Source organism: Streptomyces sp. NPDC007808, assembly GCF_042868655.1.
Classification (GTDB): Bacteria; Actinomycetota; Actinomycetes; order Streptomycetales; family Streptomycetaceae; genus Streptomyces.
On the sequence record NZ_JBIAEQ010000001.1, the window covers coordinates 918,051 to 935,325 of the forward strand.

Sequence of the window (17,275 nt, forward strand, 5' to 3'; positions counted from 1 at the left end):
TTCTCACAGGAAGTACGAGAGACGCGACGGGAAGCGTTCAACGGAATCCGCAACGAAAGGCCGTTTCTTTTCCTTTGTTTCTGACGAGTAAGTAAGCTGACCGAAGGTTTAGGGAATTGAGTCGGAACACTTCAGTGCAGACCGAAATCCTTCGCCCAGCGCAGCACATCGACCGTCGTCGCGTTGCCCCCGCAGACGACGAACCCGAGCCGGGCACCGTCCCCGACCCGCTCCCGTACCCGCCGCGCCGCGGGCAGCAGACAGCCCGCGGCGGGCTCGGTCCACACCTTGGCGTGCTCGGCGAGGTCGAGCACACCCCGCACCGCTTCCCGGTCCGGGACCACGAGCACGTCGTCGACCAAGGCGCGGACATGGTCGTAGGTCAGTTGCGACACGGACGGTGCGCTCAGGGTCGACACGATCGACGACAGGGGCACCGGCACCGGCCCGCCCGCCGCCAGCGCCCGGGACATGGCCTCGGCGCCCTCGGTCTCCACTCCCCAGATCCGCACGTGAGGACGGCGGGCCCGTAGCGCCACCGCGACACCCGCGATCAGTCCGCCGCCTCCGACGCTGACGAGCACGTCGGTGAGATCACCGGCGTCGTCCGCCAGCTCCAGCCCGACCGTGCCCTGGCCGGCGATCACCACCGGGTCGTCGAAGGGGTGGACGAGTGAAAGGCCCTCGTCCCGCAGCCTGGTGACGAGCGAGAACGCCCCGTCCATGTCGTCCGTCAGCCGCACCGACGCCCCCGCGTCCCGGGCGATCTCCACCGCGCGGGCCGGTGCCGAACGCGGCATCACCACGGTGGCCTTCACATCCAGGGCGGCGGCGGTCATCGCCAGCGCGATCCCGTGGTTGCCGCCGCTGACCGCCACGACCCCGGCGGCGCGCTGGGCGTCGGTCAGCGACAGCAGCCTCGCCGTCGCCCCACGGGCCTTGAACGAGCCGGTGCGCTGGAGGAGTTCGAGCTTCGCCGTCACCGGAACGCCGAGCAGGGCCGACAGCCCCGGGCTGGAGACGGTCGGGGTGTGCACGACATGGCCGGCGATGAGTCCGGCCGCGGCTTCGACGTCCGAGATCCCGATCAAGGCAGTCACCTCTCCGGCGCGGGGCGGTGATCCGCGCCGTTTCGCACCCTGACGCGGGAAGCGGGCGCCGGTCAACCGGGTTGCGCCGCACGCCGACAGCCCCGCCGGTCATCGCCGCCCGGCCCCGAACCGGGCCTCACAGATCGCGCCGCACCAGGAAGTCCAGCAGCGACCGCAGCTCAGCGACGGCACCCGCCCGCAGCGGTACCTCCGACAGAGCCGCGTCCGCGGCCCGCACCTGGCGGCGCGCCTCGGCCAGCCCCGCCGAGCGGCCGCCCAGCTCCTCGATCAGCCCGGCCGCCGCATCGGGGTCGGCGGCCGACTCCAGCAGCGCGCACAGGTGACCGGCGGCGGGGGAGTCGAGCGCGGCCAGCACCGGGTACGTCTTCTTCCGTTCCCGCAGATCGCCGTGGACGGGCTTGCCGGTGACGGCGGGGTCGCCCCAGATGCCCAGCAGGTCGTCGACCACCTGGAAGGCGATGCCCAGGTGCCGTCCCGCGCGGTCGAGGGCCGAGACCGTCGTGGCCGGCGCACCACCGAGCAGGGCGCCCAGTGCCGCCGCACAGCCCAGCAGGGCGCCCGTCTTGTGCTCGGCCATCCTCCGGTACTCCCGCGGCCGCACCCGCTCCGCGCCCCGCCAGGGACGGGTGGCGAACAGCAGGTCGTCCGCCTGCCCGCGCACCAGGTCCTGCAGGGCCTGCGACAGCAGCCGCACCGCCCGCGGACCCGCCGGGGCCTCGGCGAGCGTCTCGACGGCCAGCGCGAACAGCGCGTCCCCCGCGAGGACGGCCGGTCCCGTGCCGTACGCCTTCCACACGGTGGGGCGGCGGCGCCGGGTCGCGTCGCCGTCCATGATGTCGTCGTGCAGCAGCGAGAAGGCGTGCACCAGCTCCACCGCGACCGCGCCCGGCACCGCCACGGACCCCTTCGCGCCGGCCGCCTCGGCCCCGAGCACGGCCAGCGCCTGCCGTACGCCCTTCCCGCCGCAGGCGTCGGCGGGCGCGCCGCCCACCTCGCACCAGCCGAAGGAGTACGCCGCCATCTCACCGACCCACGGGTGGGTCCGCCCCACCGCCTCCCGCAGTGCGGGCCGCACCAGGGCACGGCAGCGGTCGAGGACGTGGCGGCCGTCCGGGGGGACAGGTGCGGACATCTCGTGTGCGGTGCGGGACGCCCGAACCGTCGAGGACGAGGCGGTCATCGCGCGCCCACCGTATCGGCGCCCGCGGCATGCTCCAGGGGTTCGTCCATCCCTGCGAACTCCTCCTGCGCCCGCGCCACCATCTCCCGCGCGTGCCGCAGCCCGATCCGTTCCAGCACCCCGGCCAGCTCGGCGAGTTCGGCTGCCGTCTCGGCGCGGTCGCGCCCCAGCCGGGCCCGGGACTTGACCAGCCCCAGTCGGGACAGCGCCGCACCGCGCGGCTCGCTCATCTCGCGGAACTCCGCGAGGGCCAGTTCGTACAGCTCGCGCGCCTCGGCGTAACGGCCGGCGCGGTAGAAGACGTTGCCGCGCATCTTGTGGTTGTAGGCCAGCGCGCTGGACAGCTTCATCGCCCGGCACGTGGTCTCCGCCTCGGACAGCAGCTCCAGCGCCCGTTCCGTGTCGCCGTCGCGGACGGAGACGATGTCGGCGAGCCCGCGCAGCGCCCAGGCGTGGCCGCGCCGGTCCTCGGCACGCGCGGCGATCTCGGCCGCCTCCTCGAACAGGGCGTACGCCGTGTCGTACGAGCCGGTGTTGCGGTGGATCTGGGCGATGCCCTCCAGCGCCCACACCGTGTGCCGTGCCTCCCCGCGCCGCCGTGCCTCGGCCAGCAGCTGCTCGTGCAGCCGGTGCACGGCCTCGTAGTCGCCCTGGATCCGGCCCGTCTCCGCCAGGCCGGCCAGTGAGTAGCCGCGTACGACGACGTCGCCGCCGCGCTCGCCGAGGTCCGCCGCGAGTTGCAGCAGCCGCCGGGCCAGCGGGAAGGCCCCGCGCTGGCGGGCCAGGGTGCCGCCGCTCCACAGCGCCCAGGCCATCGCCGCGGTGTCGCCGGCCTGCCGCGCCGAGCGGTAGCTCGCCTTCCATGCCCGGTCCGCGTCCCCGATCTGCCCCAGCCGCCGGTGCGCCTCGGCCACGGCGAGACCCGAACGCGCCGCCTCACCGTGCTGCCCGGCCCGCTCGGCGGCGCGCAACTGCTCGGTACCGGCGGCCAGTACGTCGGTGAGCGACGAGTTGACGGACAGTGTGGTCAGGGCGCCCTGGTACTCGGGTGCGAATGCCTTGCCGTACATCGATCCCTCTCGGTTGATACACACCGTGCCTACGCTGCTTCTATTCGCGTGATGTATACGCACGGTGTATACGCAGCGTGTATAGCGCGTCGAAAATCCGCCCTGGCCCCTTGCGGGGGACCAGGGCGTCACCTGTTGCCGATCAAGACGCCGACACGGCAGAGAGGGTTGCCCGTGAGGCGCAGATCACGTTCGGGCCGGTCAGTGCTGCTGCGCCTTCTGCGGCGTCACCTCGCTAGGCCGTACCACGACATGCCCCTGGCCCTGGAGCATCAGCTGCACGGCCTCACCCGAGCCGCCCCGCAACATCGAGCCGAGGGACTGCGAACGGTGCAGGGAGGTCTGCAACCCCGCCGTCCAGCCGACCACGGCGTCCGTGTCCACGTACACCGGGAAGTCCGGTGACACCGGGATCACCAAAGGATTGCCGTCGCACACCAGCCCCAGTCTGCCGTGCCCGGTGAAGACGCTGTTGAACAGCCCGCCGCCGGAGATGCCCGCGCCCTTGACCGTCGCTATCCGGTACGACAACGAGGCGTCGAAACACAGGACGTTGCGGCCGTTGACCGTGAACTCGTCGCCGGGATCGACCTCGATGACGAAGCAGTTCTGCGCCTCGTGCGCGAACCAAGCCTCGCCCTGCCCGCGCACCGCCATCGGCGGCAGTCCCTCGCCGGTGACGGCCCGCTTGAGCATGCCGCCCACGCCCTGGCCCTTGCGCTCGAACTGGAGGTTGCCTCGGTAGGCGACCATCGCCCCCTGGCGGGCGTGCATCTCACCATTGACCGCGTACTTGATGCATTTGGCGTTCTCGACCGTCATGCCCGGCGCCGTGGCGGGCTGGACCATGTGCTCACTGGAAAAGAGGTCACCCTTCATGCGGGCATCCTGTCCCGGACGCTGTCGTTCCGGCCAGATCGCGTCGTGCCGCGCCTCACAGCTCGTCAGGCGCCGAAGAGCTGTGTCCAGTACGAGCCCGCCGGGCCGCCGCCCGCGAAGCCGGCGCCCATGTGCGTGAAGTCGCGCTTGAGGATGTTGGCGCGGTGCCCCGGACTGTTCATCCAGCCCTCGACCACCTCGGCGGGGGAACGCTGGCCGCACGCTATGTTCTCGCCGATCGAGCGCATCCGGGAGCCCGCGGCGGCCGCCCGGTCCCAGGGCCGGGTCCCCTCGGGAGAGGTGTGCGCGTAGAAGGCGCGGGCCGCCATGTCGGCGCTGTAGGTTTGCGCGGCGGTGCTGAGCGCGGCATCGACGGCCAGGGGGCGCAGCCCGGCCCGGGCCCGCTCACGGTTGGTCAGGTCGACGACCTCGGCGGCAGTGCGGGTGAGGTCGCCCGGCATGAGCGGCCTGGCCCACAGTGCCGTCCAGTAGGTGTCGCCCGAGCGCCCGCCCGTGGCGTGGGCCAGGGCGGCGTGGCTGAACGCCGGGTCGTGCAGAGTGCGGCGGGCCTGATCGGTGCGCAGGCAGTACGCGACGAACTCGGCGGGTGTACGCGGGCCGGAGACCAGGTGCTCGCCCACGGTGAGGTAGGCGTACCCGGCGGCCGTGACGCGCTGGTACAGGAAGACCCCGTCGCGGCCCTCGACACCGAGCCGCCCTGCCGCGGCCATGGCTGAGGCGTGGGCCAGGGCGGCGGAGGCGAGGCGGGGGTCGAGGGTGACGGCGGGTGAACCGGCGGCCCTGCGGGCGGAGTTGACCAGGCCGAGGAAACCGTCGGTGTCGGGGGAGGGGAGGTGCGGGGAGGCGAGGGCGGACAGGGTGTGCATCGCCGGCCGTGCGGTCGGGGCAGCGGGAGCGGCCGGTGCAGGCGTCGCCGGGACCGGGGCCGGCGCCGTGTCCTCGACCACGTCCACCCCGAAGTCGCGGGCGAGTCCCGCCAACCCGTCCGCGTAGCCCTGCCCCAGGGCCCGCAGCTTCCAGCCGGAGCCCCGCCGGTAGAGCTCCGCGAGCAGCAGCACGGTCTCCTGCCGTGGGGGCGGCGGGACGAACCGGGCGATCGTGCCGCCGCCCGGACCGCTGACGTGGAGCACCGGGGCGGGCAGCCGGCCCAGCGAGGTGCCGGGATCGGCGGGGCTGACGACCACCGTGACGCGCGTGGCGCCCGGCCTCAGTCCCGGTGGGTCGACGGTCAGGGTGTCGCCGTGGAGGCGGGCTCCCGGGGCGGCCGGCTGGTTGTAGAACACGAAGTCCGCGTCGTCCCCGACCTTGCCGCTGTCGTCGGTGATGAGCGCGGACACGTCGAAGGGCCCGGGGACCCGGACGGACACGCTGCCGCCCGGGAGGGGCAGGTTGCCCCCGGGAACCAACTCGCTCATCGCGCCGTCCTGGTGGGTGGTTCGAGATCCGGTGGGGATGTCGGGGAAACGTCCACCGGAACGCGCGGGTTCCCGACCGGCCTGAGCTCTCAGCGCGGGTCCGGGTTCACCGGGACTCCCGGAGCGACGTCCTCGTGCCGTTCGGTGGGCGTGGCCCGTTGACCCGACTTCGCCTTCTTGCCGCAGAACGCGGACTCCAAAGTGCCCAGCATGGTGTTGAGGACCGTGCCGTTGTTGGAGGTGTTGGCGAGCGCCGCGAGACTGCGCGCGCCGTCCTTCGACGCGAACGCGTACGTGTAGTAGCCCTGGACGGCACCTGTGTGGCCGTAGACGGAGACCCCGCAGGAAAGATCGCGGCGCCGCAGCCCGAGCCCGTATGCCTGCGTGCCGCCCGCCGGCACCCACCGCTGCATCTGCGCGAGCTGCGTCCGGGAGGTCAGCCGCCCGCCGAGCAGCGCGGACAGGAACGTGTTGAGGTCCCGCGTGGTCGAGATCACCGCGCCCGCGCTCTGCGCCCAGGACACCGTCTGCTCGGTGGCGTCGACGAGGGCAGTGCCCGCCGTGTCCGGGGTGAGATAGCCGCGCGTGTGACGGCCGGGGATCTTCTTTCCGGGGTGCACGTAGAAGGTGTCGCGCAGTTCCAACGGGTCGATGATCCGGTTCTTGTACTCCGTGCGCACCGAGTGACCCGTGAGCTTCTCGATGAGCATGCCGGCCACGACGAAGTTGGTGTTGGAGTACGAGTAGGCGCCACCGGGCCTGGTGGTGCGCGGCTTGCTCAGGGACCGGTCCATCAGTTGCCGGTAGGTGAAGACCTTGCTGCGCACCGCCTCGAAGCCGGGAACCGTCCGCGCGAACATCTCGTTGGTGTAGTCGTGCAGGCCGCTTCTGTGGCTGAGTACATGGCGTACCGTGATGCGGTCGTCGGGCAGCAGCCCCGGAAGGTAGCGGTTGACCGGCGCGTCGAGCTTCAGCTTCCGCTCGTCGGCCAGTTGCAGCAGCACGACGGCAGAGAAGATCTTGGTGACACTGCCGATGCGGAACCGGTCCGTGTTGCTGAGGGCCCGTCCGGTCGCGCGGTCGGCGACCCCGGTGGCCGCCCAGTACACCGTGCTGCGGTCGTCCAGGCGGGCCATCGCACCGGGGGCGCCGTGCCGCCGTGCGGTGCGCAGGACGCCCCACAGGCCGTCGATGTCGGGTTCGGGCTGCGCGCTCGCCGCGGGGGCCGCCGTGGTGGCGCCGGGCTGTCGGGGTGCGGCATGTGCGGGGACCGCCAGGAGCGACACCAGGGCCGCCGTGACCGCCGTACCCCTGACCACCGTTGCTGAGACCATCCGGATTCCTCTCGCTTCCGCTGAACGTCACTGATGCGTGAACAGTCGCGCTTCGTGCGGGGCCACTGTCTCGCATCCCGTCAGATCTCAACGCACGACTCACAAGTCGGACATGGCGGATCACCGGGTGGGAGTCCCCGAACGCATGCCGCGGCCGAGGCGGTCCGCCGCGGAAGGCCCGCACTGCCTCACCGCCGACGACCTGATCGAGGGCTACCGCGAGTTCGCCGACCGCTCGCGCGCGCCCGGCACGGGGGTCGTCGGCGCGACCGCCGGGCCCTTCCAGGGCCGGCACGCAGGGGGCCCGGCCGCTGGGGCCGCACGCCAAGAGGTCGGCGTCCGCATCCGCAGCGGTGGAGAGCCGACGCCGTCACCGACCGACGTCCTGGACGACCGGTGGTCGCCGACGCGTCAGCCCACCGTCTCCGCGCGGGAGATCAGGCCCTCCCGGTAGGCGATCGCCACCGCCTCGGTACGGCTCGCGGCGCCCAGCTTCGCCATGATGCGGGAGACGTGGACGCTCGCCGTCTTGCCGGTGATGTACAGCTCCTCGCCGATCTGCCGGTTGCTGCGGCCGAGTGCGAGAAGACGCAGGACGTCCTGCTCGCGGGCCGTGAGCGGGGCGGCGCCGCCTGCGACTGCCGCCGTACCGTCGGTGGCGTCCTTGAGGCGGCCGCGGCGGACCAAGGCGTCCAGCCGGTCGAGGAGGGGCGTCGCGCCGAGCCGGGCGGCGGTCTCCCGCGCCGCGGCGGCCTCGGCGGCAGCCGTGTCGCGGTCGCCGACCGCCAGCAGGGCCTCGGCGTGACGCAGCCGGCACCGCGCCCGCTCGTACGCGTCGCCGTAGTCGAACGCGGCCACCGCCTTCGCCCACGCCTGCGGGTCCGGCCCGGACACCGCGCGCGTCCACTCGGCCTCCGCACGGGCCAGCCACGCCGAGCCCTCCGGGCCCTGGGGCGTGCCGTCCTTGCCGCGGCCGGCCGTGGCCCGCGCCAGCTCGACCAGTTCGGTCGCCGTATCCGCCCAGCGGCGCAGGCCGCTCTCGTCGCCGGTCAGGCGCAGTTCGGCGGCCCGGTCGGCGACCGCGGACAGCGCGAGGGCGGCGAGTCGGACCGTCGCGTCGGGCAGCGTACCCCCGTCGTCGGTGAGGGCCGCGACCGTGGACCGCATCCGCTCCACGGCCGCCTCCGCGTCACCGCGCAGCGCCGCGGCGTCGGTGAGCGCGACGCCCGCGATCAGCGTGCCCATCCAGTCGAACGGGCCGTCGAGCAGGACTCGGGCCCTGTCGACGGCCGCGGTCTCCCCGCGCGCGAGAGCCACGTACATCGCCGGACCGGCCGCGAATCCCGCCGCCGCGGGCAGCGCCTCGGCATCGGCCGCCGCGACCCGCAGGCACTCCTCCCAACGGCCCAGCGTGTACAGCACCAGGGACTGCAGGTACCGCATCTCCAGCGGATACGGCGAGGACAGCAGCCCGGCACGCCGGGCCCGCTCCAGCCCCTCCGCCAGCCAGGGCAGCGACTCCTGCAGATCACCGGACTCGAAGCAGCCGACGGCGAGGTTGAACAGCGCCCGCATCTCCACCGGCCCGTTGCCCGAGCGCCGCGCCAACTCGCGTGCCTCTTGCAGCCGTTCACGGCCCTGCGGGGTGCGGCGGCCACCGCCTTCCAGCCCGGCCAGTGAGATGAGCAGGTCCGCCCGTGCGTCGGTCACCCGCAGTTCCTCGGCGACCCGAAGCGCCTCGCGGGCGACGCGCAGCGCCGTCTCGTTCTCCCCGACCTGACGGGCCGCCAGGACATGGGTGGCCGCCGCCCACACCCAGGTCCGCGACGGCGGCTCGGCCGGGATGAGGGCCAGTGCCTCGCTGCTGTGGGTGAAGGCCGCCGTCAGAGAGTCGACGCCGAGAAGGTTGCCGGCCAGTGTGTAGCGGACCCGGGCGGCGAGTTCGGCGTCCGTGTCCTGGCCGACGCCCGCGAGCGCGGAACGGGTCAGCGAGACCGCGCGGTGCGCCTCCCCGGCGTGTGCCGCCGCCGCGGACGCGCGCAGGGTGAGGGTCACCCGGTCGTTGCCCTCGCCCGAGGGGCGCGCGGACGGCTCCACCGACGACCACAGGTCCAGGGCCGCCTCCAGATGCCGCAGTTCCTCGGCGGGCGCGCCGACCTGGTGCGCGTGCGCGGCGGCCTCCAGCGAAGCGGCCAGGGCATCGGGCAGGTCGTGGCTCGCGCGGTAGTGGTGGGCACGCTCCGCCGCCGTCTCGGCCGGACGGCCCCGCCCGGCGAGCAACCGGGCGAACGTGCCGTGCAGCCGGGCCCGTTCACCGGGGAGGAGGTCGGCGTACACCGCCTCGCGGGCGAGCGCGTGCCGGAACGCGTACGTGTCGCCGTCGCGGAGCACCAGCAGCTGCCGACCGACGGCCTCGCGCAGCGCCGACTCCAGCTCCTCCTCCGGGATGCCCACGGCATCCCGCAGCAGGTCGTGCTCGACACGCCGTCCCGCCACGGCCGCCGTGCGCAGCACCTGCTGCGCCCTGTCGGGCAGCTGCTCGACACGGATCAGGAGGACGTCGGCGAGCCCGCTGGGTACCCCGCCGGCCTCCGAACCCGTCGCCGCGACCAGTTCCTCGGCGTAGAACGCGTTGCCCTCGGCCCGCTCGACGATCCGCCGGACCGTGCCGTCCGGCAGCGGCCGCTCCTGCACGGCCCGCACCAGCCTGGCCACCTCGCCGTCGGCCAACGGCCGCAGCTCCAGCCGCTCGACGGCGGGCAGCCGCACCAGCTCGGCGAGCAGCGGCCGCAGCGGATGCCGTCGATGCAGATCGTCCGCGCGGTACGAGGCGAACACGGCCAGCCGGTGCCCCGCTGCCCCACCCGCCGACCGCTGCAGGATCCCGCGGCTGAGCAGGAACCGCAGCAGGTCCCGGGACGACTGGTCGGCCCAGTGCAGATCCTCCAGGACGAGCAGCACCGGTGCGGCGTCCGCGAGATCGGCCAGCAGCCCGGCGATGCCCTCGAACAGCCGCAGCCGGTCCCGCACGGCGTCCGTCCCGCCCCCCAGCAGCCCCTCGACCACGGGATGCGCCCGGAGAACCTCCGAGAACCGCCCGTCACCGGCGAGTTGACCGAGCACCTCGGTGAACGGCAGATACGGCAGCCCGACCTCACCGAGATCCACGCAGTGCCCGGTCAGGACGAGCATCCCGTCCCCGGCCGCCCGCCCCGCCACCTCGTCCAGCACCCGTGTCTTGCCGACGCCGGCGTCCCCGGCGACCAGGACCGCCCGGGCCTCACCGTCGCGGGCTCGTTCCAGCGCACCGCAGAGCCGGGCGAGCTCGCCCTGCCGCCCGATGATCGGCGTACCGAATGAGGTCTGTGACACGGACACATCCTGTCACTCGAACTCAAGCGCCCGCGCCGACCTCTGTGCCCCCTCGGTGCCTACGCGCGCAACGTCTTGGCCCAGTCCGCCGGCACCCGCCCCGCGGGGCCCGGCGCCGGCTGCTCCGTGGGATGGCTCACCGGCGGCGCGAGCTCGGGCCCCGACTCGTACAGCTCGTTCGTCTCGAAGTTCCAGTACCAGCTCTCACCCGGCTCGAAGCTCTGCACGAAGGGATGCCCGCTCTGCCGGAAGTGCGCCGTGGCGTGCTTCGCGGGCGAACTGTCGCAGCACCCCACGTGCCCGCACTGCGCGCACCGCCGCAGATGGAACCACCACCCGCCCTGCGCATCGCACTCCACGCACCCGCTGCCGCTCGGCGGCACGCTCGGTTCGATTCCCTGGTGGCCGGTCATGGGGTGTCCTCCTCGGCGGCTGTGAGCGGCAGCAGCACCTGGAAGCGGGTGTCACCCGGCTCCGACTCGACCTGGATGCTGCCGTGGTGCTTGTTGACGACGATCCGCCAGGAGATGTCGAGCCCGAGCCCGGTGCCCTCGCCCACGGGTTTCGTCGTGAAGAAGGGATCGAAGATCCGCCCCCGGTCCTGCGGGGGAATGCCGATGCCGGTGTCCCGGAACTCCACGAGCAGCCGGTCGTGATCGGGCGCCGTCCGCACCGTCAGCGTGCCTTCGCCTCCCGCGCTGCCGATGGCGGAGACCGCGTTGTCGATGAGGTTGGTCCACACCTGGTTGAGCTCCGCCGGGTACGCCGGGATCCTCGGCAGCGTACGGTCGTACTCCTTGACGACCTTGATCCGCGGGCCGATCTTGCCCGACAGCATCAGCAGGGTGCTGTCGAGCAGTTCGTGCACGTCGGCGTTCTGGAAGGGTGCCCGGTCCAGCTGGGAGTACTGCTTCGCGGCGTCGACGAGGTGCGAGATGCGTGTGGTGGAGTCGTTGATCTCGTCCATCAACAGCTCGGTCTCGACGGTGTAGTTGAGCCAGCCGATCGCGCTCGGCAGCATCTCCTCGTCCACCGCCGCCGCGACCTCGTCCAGCCAGTCCGCGTCGAGACCGGCCTGCACGAAGGTGGGCGCGATCCGCCAGCCCTCCGGGATGCCGTGGTCGTCCAGCCAGTCGGTCACGTCGTCCTCGCGGTCCGACGCCTCCAGCGGACTCAACGCCGGTGCCTTCGCGACCCGTTCGGCCGTGCGTTCCTGGATCTCGATGAGGTTCGCCATGACCTCGGGGGAGTACGAGCCCTGGGCGATGACGGCCAGCTTGTGCCGCATCTTTCCGACCCGCTCCCGCAGCGTCGCGGTCGCCCGTACGGCCGCCGCCGCCGGGTTGTTGAGCTCATGGGTGAGACCGGCCGACAACGAACCGAGCGCCAGCAGCCGTTCGCGCTGGTTGATCGCCACCTGGGTGCTCTTCTGGCCGAAGAAGAGCCCCTCCAGCAGATGCAGGGCCATCGGGAACCACTCGCGGATCACGTCCGCGAAGGTCGCCGCGGGCAGCACGAAGAACCGCGTCGGCTCCGTGACGCGCATCGAGCTGTTGTACGTCTGCGGCACCCGGTCCCCGAGATAGGCCTGCCAGGCACCGGAGTACACCCCGCGCTGGGAGGTCCGGGTGACCTCCACGTCGTCCGCGCCGACCCGCCGGGACAGCACGACGGTGCCCTCGATCATGACGTAGAAGCAGGTCGCGGGCTCGCCCTCGGTGTACACGGGGCCGGGCGGGAAGACTTCCACCCGCCCCTCGCTGCACAGCCTGCCCAGCTGCTCGGGGGTGAGCTTCTCGAACAGGAACAGCGCCCCGATCTCACCGGGGTCGCACGGCATCGACTGCCCGCTCATGACTGTTCCAGATAGCGGTGGACCAGCATCACGGCCATGGCTCCCTCTCCGACGGCGGACGCGACCCGCTTGGCGGACTCGGCACGGGCGTCGCCCGCCACGAACACGCCGGGAACGTTGGTCTCCAGGTGGTACGGCGGCCGGTCCAGCTCCCAGCCGGCCGGTGGCCGTCCGTCCGGGCTCAGGTCGGGGCCGGACAGGATGAACCCGCGCTCGTCGCGCAGCACGGTCCCGGCCAGCCAGTCGGTCAGCGGGGCCGCGCCGATGAACACGAACATCCACTGCGCGTCGACGAGTTCGGTGCGCCCGCTGTCCACGTCGCGCAGTGTCAGCTGCTCCAGGTGGTCGGAGCCGTGCGCGGACTCGACGACCGTGCGCGTGCGCACCGAGATGTTCGGGGCCTCGTCGATCTGCTGGATCAGGTAGTGCGACATGGACGCGGACAGATCCGGCCCGCGCACCAGCAGCGTCACCGACTTCGCGCCCCTCGCCAGGTACATCGCCGCCTGACCGGCCGAGTTGGCGCCGCCTACGATGTACACGTCCTGCCCCTGGCATGCGGGCGCCTCGGTCAGGGCCGACCCGTAGAACACCCCGCAGCCGGTCAGCTCGTCGCAGCCCGGTGCCGCCAGCTGCCGGTAGGACACACCGGTTGCCAGGATCACGCTGTGCGCGGCGACCGCAGAGCCGTCCGAGAACCGTACGATTCGGGCGGCACCGCTGACCTCCAGCCCCGTCACCTCGCGCGCGGTGAGCATCTCGGCGCCGAACTTCGCCGCCTGCCGCCGGGCCCGGTCGGTGAGTTGTGCTCCGGACACGCCGTCGGGGAAGCCGAGGTAGTTCTCGATCCGGGAGCTCTGCCCGGCCTGCCCACCGGTCGCCGACCGCTCCACCAGCACGGTGCGCAGGCCCTCCGACGCCCCGTACACGGCCGCGCCCAGCCCCGCCGGGCCGCCGCCGATGACGACGAGGTCGTAGAAGTCGGCCGTCGGCGTCGTGGCCAGCCCCACCTCGGCGGCCAGCTCGGGCACCTCGGGCGCCACGAGGGGCGTGCCGTCCGCCGTGATCACCAGCGGCAGTCGCCGCCCGTCCTGTCCGGCGGCGGCGAGCAGCCGCTGCCCCTCGGGCTCGTCGGCCGAGTACCAGCGGTACGGCACCTGGTTGCGGGCCAGGAACTCCCGCACCTGGGAGGAGTGCGCCGACCAGCGGTGGCCGACCACCTTGGTGCTGGGCACCGGCCGGTAGTCGCTGCGCCGCCAGGCCTCCAGCAGGTCGTCCAGGACCGGGTAGAGCTTCTCCTCGGGCGGGTCCCAGGGTTTGAGCAGATAGTGGTCGAGGTCGACGACGTTGATCGCGTCGATCGCCGCGTTCGTGTCCGCGTACGCGGTCAGCAGCACCCGCCGGGCGCCCGGATACACGTCCAGGGCCTGTTCGAGGAACTCGATGCCGTTCATCTGCGGCATCCGGTAGTCGGCCAGGATCACGGCGACCAGGTCGCCCCGCAGTTTCAGCTCGCGCAGCGCCTCCAGCGCGGACGCGCCGGACTCCGCGCGCACGATGCGGTGCGCCTCGCCGTAGCGGCGCCGCAGATCACGGGCGACCGCCCGGGACACTCCCGGGTCGTCGTCCACGGTCAGGATGACGGTCCGCGCTGCGTCGGCGGCCTGTGCCATACGTCTCCCACCCCGGGGGCTCTCGTTCTCGGCACGGCGGACAGCGACCCGATGGCGCAGTCGCCGCGCCGACTCGGCCCCATCGTATGTTCGATCCGCCCGCTTCGCTCGGGTATGCGGGCGGCGGGAGCCCCGAGCGTGCGGCTGCCTCTCGACCGCGTCCTGCTCCCGGCTCCGGCGCGGGCCCGGTACGCGGACCCCGTCGACCTCCGGATCGGCCGGAACACCCACGGCTCGTGGCCCGGCCGGACGTCCGCGTGCCGGGTGCCGGGTGCCGGGTGCCGGGTGCCGGGCGCCGAGGACGCGGAGCGGGCGGCCTCGGGCCGAAGGGGTCGGCCGTGTCGACGTTCACCTGCTCCCACTCGAAGGTGAGGAAGGCGCGGTAGGGAAGACTGGGCCCCGACGGATGTGATCACGACACGAGGAGGCAACCGGACATGACGCGCCCGATCACGGCAGGGGTGGACGGATCGGAGGAGAGTCTCGCCGCACTGGGCTGGGCGGCCCGGGAGGCGGTGCGCCGCGGGCTCGCCCTGCGGGTGGTGCACGCCTGGCGGTTCCAGCCGCACGAGGCGATCGACGCGGGGGACGCCGAGTCCCAGGCCCACTGGGTGCGGGAGCAGCTCGCGGAGACCGCCCGGTCCGTCGCTGAGCGGCACCCCGGCCTCCAGGTGACCACCGACCCGGTCGAGGGCGGTCCGGTCGAGACGCTGGCCGCCGCGGCGGCGGACGCGGAGATGCTGGTGCTGGGCTCGCGGGGGCACGGCGCGGTCGTCGGGTTCCTGCTGGGTTCCGTCGGTCAGCAGGTGATCGCCGGGGCCGAACGCCCCGTCGTGCTCGTTCGAGCCGGGGACGAGGCGTCCGCGGAGGCCGCCGGACGCGAGATCGTCGTCGGTCAGCAGGGCGACCCGCAGGACAGTGCCGCCGCGCTGCGGTTCGCCTTCGAGACGGCCGCGGCGCGCGGTGCGACGGTACGCGCCGTACGGGCCTGGACCCTGCCTCCGCTGTTCGCCTACAGCCCCGGCTCACTGAAGCTGCTCGACGAGGCGGGCGGCCTGGAGCCGTACGAGAAGAAGGCGCTGGGCGAGGCGCTGCGGCCGTGGCGCGAGCAGTTCCCGGACGTGCGGGTGGTCGAGCACGTCGAGATGGGCAGCGCCGGGCAGGTGCTGCTGTCGGTGGCGGGCCGGGCTCAGCTGATGGTCGTCGGGCGACGGGCCCACCGTACGGCGGTGGGAGCACGCATCGGCTCGGTGGCGCACGGGGTCCTGCACCACGCGGACTGCCCGGTCGCCGTGGTGCCGCACGACTGATCCGCCGGGCCGGTCAGTCGGACGTGGGCTGCAGCGTCGCGCGGGCCTTGGGCAGGATGTTCTCGATGTAGTCCGCGACCACCGCCTCCAGGGCGATGTCGTGCTGCGCCCGCTCGGACAGGTACCAGCGGTGTTCGAGGAGTTCGTGGTAGATCTCGGCCGGGTCCATCGAGCCGCGCAGCTCCGGCGGCACGGCCCGTACCGTCGGCCGGAAGACGTCGCGCACCCAGCGGTGGGCGAGCACCTCGGGCCGGGCGCCGAGGGGGTCGCCCGGGGCGTAGTCGTCCTGGGTGGCCATCCAGCTCTCCAGGTCGTTCAGCAGTCGCCGGGCCTGGTTCTCCTCGGTGTCCAGGCCCGTCAGGCGCAGCAGCTGCCGCTGGTGGTGGCCGGCGTCGACGACCTTGGGCACGAAGGTGACGGTGTCGCCGTTCGAGGCGTGCTCGATCTGCATCTCGGCCACGTCGAAACCGAGCTCGTTCAGACGGCGTATCCGGCGCTCTATGTAGTGGTACTTGCCCGCCGGATAGACCGAGGTGCGGGTCAGCTCCTCCCACAGGCCCTGGTAGCGGGCGCAGATCTCCATGCCGAACTCGACCGGGTCCACCGACGGATGCAGGGCCCCCGACGCCTCCAGGTCCAGCAGCTCACCGCTGATGTTGACGCGGGCGAGCTCCAGGTCGTAGTCGCGCTGGCCGCCGCTGAGCCGGGCGTGCAGATCACCGGTCTCGGCGTCCACGAGGTAGGCGGCGTAGGCGCCCGCGTCCCGCCGGAACAGCGTGTTGGACAGCGAGCAGTCGCCCCACGCGAACCCGGCGAGGTGGAGGCGGACCAGCAGCACGGCCAGGGCGTCCATCAGCCGGTGCATCGTCGCCGGGCGCATCGTCGTCTCGAACATCGAACGGTACGGCAGCGAGCCGCCCAGGTGCCGGGTCACCAGGACCGACTCCAGCGGGCCGCCGTCGGCGTCGGTGCGCCCGGTGACCACGGCGAGCGGGTCCACCGCGGGGATGCCGATGCGGTCCAGGTCGCGCAGCAGTTCGTACTCGCGCAGGGCCGGGCGCTGGGCGAGCTCCTTGACGGCGATCACCTCGCTGCCGGCCCGGGCGTACCGCACGACGTGCCGGGAGATACCGCGCGGCAGCGGGACGAGGACCTCCTGCGGCCACTCCTCCAGGGGCAGATGCCAGGGCAGCTCCAGCAGGAGCGCGGGGTGCTCCGGGTTCGTCGCGCTGATCTGCAGTGCCATGGGCCGTTCGTCCTCGCCTCGCCGGTGATCGTCACCTCACCTTAGAGCGCGCGCTCCCGGGCCTGAAGAGCCGCTTCACGCACGGTGCCGCGGTGCACCGGGCCGTGTCCGGGCAGCAGCAGGTCGGCCTCCAGCTCGTGGAGCACGTCGAGCGAGGCGACGGCACGAGCCCGCTCGCGGTGGAACATGTCCGGCAGCAGCTGCGGCCCCTTGAGACGCGAGGTGGGGTGTCCGCTCACCAGGGCGTCGCCCGAGACGACCACGCCGGCGTGCGGCAGGTGGTAGGCGCAGTGCCCGTCGGTGTGACCGGGCGTGTGCACCGGTACGGGCCGGCCGGGCAGGTCGAGCGGACCGGCCGAGGGGAACGGCTCGGGGGAGGTGACCGGGACGTGTGCCGTGCCACCGGAGCGGATGGCGTGTACCGCCCAGGGCAGCACACCCGGCCGCCAGCCGTTCCTGAGCACAGTCCGGACGTCCACCTGGTGGAGGAAGTCACGGCGGGCGTGCGGTACTTCGGCCTCGTGGAGGTGGACGGGCGTGCCGTACGTGGCGCGCAGGTACTCGGCGCTGCCCAGGTGGTCCGTGTGCGCGTGCGTGATCAGTACGGCCGTGACCGCCTCGGGGGAACTTCCCACCTCCGCGAGCGAGGCGAGGAGTCGTGCCCGGTCCCCGGGGTAGCCGGTGTCCACCAGCGTGACCGCGTCCCCCTCGGCCAGGATCACCCAGTTGGTGTTGCTGCCGCGTACCAGGTAGGTGCCGTCGGCGACTTGCTGCATGTCTGTCCGCATGATCGTCCCCCCGTGGTGAG

14 protein-coding genes are annotated in these 17,275 nt (G+C 72.9%); 2 read left to right on the top strand and 12 right to left on the bottom strand.

Features of this window, described 5'->3' with window-relative positions; genetic code table 11:
- Nucleotides 1-131 precede the first annotated feature (131 nt).
- The 6 genes from ACFYNL_RS04080 to ACFYNL_RS04105 form a co-directional block, all read right to left on the bottom strand.
- Entirely contained in the window at nucleotides 132-1,091 is a 960-nt protein-coding gene (locus ACFYNL_RS04080; protein ID WP_388796031.1) for a threonine/serine dehydratase, read from the bottom strand.
- Nucleotides 1,092-1,227: 136 nt separating this feature from the next.
- Nucleotides 1,228-2,244: a polyprenyl synthetase family protein gene (locus tag ACFYNL_RS04085; RefSeq protein WP_388796034.1), complete on the bottom strand. Its 1,017-nt coding sequence runs from the start codon at nucleotides 2,242-2,244 to the stop codon at nucleotides 1,228-1,230.
- Between the two features lie 44 nt (nucleotides 2,245-2,288).
- Nucleotides 2,289-3,362 (bottom strand): tetratricopeptide repeat protein, encoded by a 1,074-nt coding sequence (locus ACFYNL_RS04090; protein ID WP_388797308.1) that lies wholly within the window; start codon nucleotides 3,360-3,362, stop codon nucleotides 2,289-2,291.
- 201 nt (nucleotides 3,363-3,563) lie between these two features.
- Nucleotides 3,564-4,241 carry an AIM24 family protein gene (locus tag ACFYNL_RS04095; protein WP_388796037.1) on the bottom strand — a complete coding sequence of 226 codons (678 nt, stop codon included), beginning with the start codon at nucleotides 4,239-4,241 and terminating at the stop codon, nucleotides 3,564-3,566.
- Between the two features lie 65 nt (nucleotides 4,242-4,306).
- The gene (locus ACFYNL_RS04100) at nucleotides 4,307-5,677 is read right to left on the bottom strand and encodes a CAP domain-containing protein (RefSeq protein WP_388796041.1); all 1,371 of its coding nucleotides are present in this window, start codon (nucleotides 5,675-5,677) and stop codon (nucleotides 4,307-4,309) included.
- Between the two features lie 89 nt (nucleotides 5,678-5,766).
- On the bottom strand, nucleotides 5,767-7,011 hold the full coding sequence (locus ACFYNL_RS04105) for a serine hydrolase domain-containing protein (protein ID WP_388796044.1): 1,245 nt from the start codon (nucleotides 7,009-7,011) through the stop codon (nucleotides 5,767-5,769).
- A gap of 145 nt (nucleotides 7,012-7,156) precedes the next feature.
- Here ACFYNL_RS04105 and ACFYNL_RS04110 point away from each other — a divergent pair, with 145 nt between their 5' ends.
- Complete coding sequence (locus tag ACFYNL_RS04110; protein WP_388796047.1) at nucleotides 7,157-7,465, top strand: hypothetical protein; 309 nt, start codon at nucleotides 7,157-7,159, stop codon at nucleotides 7,463-7,465.
- Here the strand turns inward: ACFYNL_RS04110 and ACFYNL_RS04115 are convergent.
- From ACFYNL_RS04115 to ACFYNL_RS04130, 4 genes are read right to left on the bottom strand one after another with little or no spacing between them, the layout of a single operon-like run.
- Nucleotides 7,423-10,383, bottom strand: coding sequence for a helix-turn-helix transcriptional regulator (locus ACFYNL_RS04115; protein ID WP_388796050.1), 2,961 nt, complete (start codon nucleotides 10,381-10,383; stop codon nucleotides 7,423-7,425). The genes ACFYNL_RS04110 and ACFYNL_RS04115 overlap by 43 nt on opposite strands.
- Nucleotides 10,384-10,442: 59 nt before the next feature.
- A complete protein-coding gene (locus ACFYNL_RS04120) occupies nucleotides 10,443-10,796 on the bottom strand; it encodes a UBP-type zinc finger domain-containing protein (protein WP_388796052.1) in 354 nt (117 codons plus the stop codon).
- Nucleotides 10,793-12,238, bottom strand: coding sequence for an ATP-binding protein (locus ACFYNL_RS04125; protein WP_388796055.1), 1,446 nt, complete (start codon nucleotides 12,236-12,238; stop codon nucleotides 10,793-10,795). Before ACFYNL_RS04125 ends, ACFYNL_RS04120 begins: the two co-directional genes overlap by 4 nt.
- Entirely contained in the window at nucleotides 12,235-13,911 is a 1,677-nt protein-coding gene (locus tag ACFYNL_RS04130; protein ID WP_388796058.1) for an FAD-dependent oxidoreductase, read from the bottom strand. Before ACFYNL_RS04130 ends, ACFYNL_RS04125 begins: the two co-directional genes overlap by 4 nt.
- A 437-nt stretch (nucleotides 13,912-14,348) precedes the next feature.
- Here ACFYNL_RS04130 and ACFYNL_RS04135 point away from each other — a divergent pair, with 437 nt between their 5' ends.
- Nucleotides 14,349-15,221, top strand: a complete 873-nt coding sequence (locus ACFYNL_RS04135; RefSeq protein ID WP_388796060.1) for a universal stress protein — start codon at nucleotides 14,349-14,351, stop codon at nucleotides 15,219-15,221.
- 13 nt (nucleotides 15,222-15,234) lie between these two features.
- Here the strand turns inward: ACFYNL_RS04135 and ACFYNL_RS04140 are convergent, their stop codons facing one another.
- Both ACFYNL_RS04140 and ACFYNL_RS04145 read right to left on the bottom strand, forming a co-directional pair.
- A complete protein-coding gene (locus ACFYNL_RS04140; protein ID WP_388796063.1) occupies nucleotides 15,235-16,467 on the bottom strand; it encodes a DUF4032 domain-containing protein in 1,233 nt (410 codons plus the stop codon).
- A 41-nt stretch (nucleotides 16,468-16,508) separates the two neighbouring features.
- The gene (locus tag ACFYNL_RS04145) at nucleotides 16,509-17,255 is read right to left on the bottom strand and encodes an MBL fold metallo-hydrolase (RefSeq protein WP_388796066.1); all 747 of its coding nucleotides are present in this window, start codon (nucleotides 17,253-17,255) and stop codon (nucleotides 16,509-16,511) included.
- Between the last annotated feature and the right edge of the window lie 20 nt (nucleotides 17,256-17,275).